This window comes from Amphibacillus jilinensis Y1 (assembly GCF_000306965.1).
Classification (GTDB): Bacteria; Bacillota; Bacilli; order Bacillales; family Amphibacillaceae; genus Amphibacillus_C; species Amphibacillus_C jilinensis.
In genome coordinates this window covers 1-1590 of sequence record NZ_AMWI01000074.1, presented here as the reverse complement: position 1 = coordinate 1590, position 1590 = coordinate 1, and the positions used below count along the sequence as shown (strand labels likewise).

The 1590-nt window shown below is 41.1% G+C and carries 2 protein-coding genes; both read right to left on the bottom strand.

What is annotated here, in order from left to right; translation table 11 throughout:
• The coding region (locus B494_RS0100405) for an NTTRR-F1 domain (RefSeq protein WP_017470377.1) at nucleotides 1-371 on the bottom strand (371 nt) is incomplete at its 3' end.
• 488 nt (nucleotides 372-859) lie between these two features.
• The coding region (locus tag B494_RS20035; RefSeq protein ID WP_017470376.1) for a BclA C-terminal domain-containing protein at nucleotides 860-1590 on the bottom strand (731 nt) is incomplete at its 5' end.

Below are 1590 nucleotides of genomic sequence, written 5' to 3'. Positions count from 1 at the left end.
GCAGCCGTTGATGTTTGATAAATTGTATTCCAGTTATCATCAACCACGATTGGTAATGAGTTATAAGGGATAATGAAATTTAGACCAGTACCAATAACGGTATTCCCTGCATCTAAATATTGTAATTGGATTTGGATAATTGGACTTGGTTGGGTTGTGAATTTAGCAAAAGAACCAAAGAATTGATAACTTTCACCTGGATTTGCTGGAACAGTTTGAGAAATGAAGGCTTGAGCGGCGCCACTTGTGAATCTTGCTGAGAAATTACCTGAGAGCGATTGTGTTGGGGTTACAATAGTATTTAAAAATGTCCAACCGGTAAGGTCGCCTGTTTCAAATCCACCATTAATAATTAAGTTTTCAATAGACATAAAACCCCTCCCTTCATAAAACTAAGCTAAATAACTAGAGTTATAGTAATCTAGCTCAACATATAGTATGTGAAAGGTTAGAAATGGAACAGGCATTTCACTGACTAAAGGTACTTAAAAATAAAAATATGTGAATGATAGGAATTTTTCTGAATTAAACTGTACAAAATACCATCAGTTATCTAGTTTGTAAACGTGTTAAAAGTATTTGATAACTCAAAGATTTCCTTGACATGCTATTTCTTTTTAAAAGCTGTAAATGTTATAAAACGTGATTAAAATTATTAAAACCCAAGTCTTTTACTAATCTATTTTCTCGATACAATCGTTCAAGTGGTTATAAAATCGTATAATAGAAGTGCTAAAAATTATAAATTTTTAAATTGTCGAAAAGGTTATATAATTAGATTTTATATCAATCTTAAAAGGAGGGGATACGTGAAGCCTATCCCCATCCTTAGTTAAATATAGAATAAAATTAACTAGCATTACTCTAATCGAATAATTGTTAAGTTCGCTCCAGCTCCAGTTTGTAAGGTTGCTGCACCAAGTAATCCGAAGAGTTCGAGAGTGATAGTATCGCCAGCTGTAAGAGGTGTGATAAAGTCATTAGAGAAACTTGAAGCAGTTAGGACTGGATTTAAAGTAGAAGCAGTGTTTGGATTTCCGTTAATTAGTATGCGCGTACCCAACAGTAAGGAAGCAGTAAGGTTAACATTATAAGCAATATAATATCGTCCGGTTTCTGGAACAGTGAATTCAGTGTCAGTCACATCTACTGTTATACCGTTTAGAGATTGTTCATTCGGCAGGGATACTGGAGTACCATCTAATACTACTGCGATAACCTCACCAGTTGTGTTAGATGCAGAAGCTGATATTTCTGTGACAGTTTCTCCTGCTGGCCCCGTCGGCCCGGTAGGTCCAGTGGCTCCAGTAGGCCCAGTGACACCCGTCGGCCCGGTGGCTCCAGTAGGTCCGGTAGCCCCAGTCGATCCAGTAGCGCCAGTAGGTCCGGTGGCTCCGGTAGGTCCGGTGGCCCCCGTAGGTCCAGTAGCGCCTGTAGGTCCAGTGGCCCCCGTAGGTCCGGTCGGCCCGGTAGATCCAGTAGTCCCCGTAGGTCCAGTAGCGCCCGTCGGTCCGATAGCCCCGGTCGGTCCAGTGACACCAGTAGGTCCGGTCGGTCCAGTAGGTCCAGGTGCACCGTTTGCGCCATCCG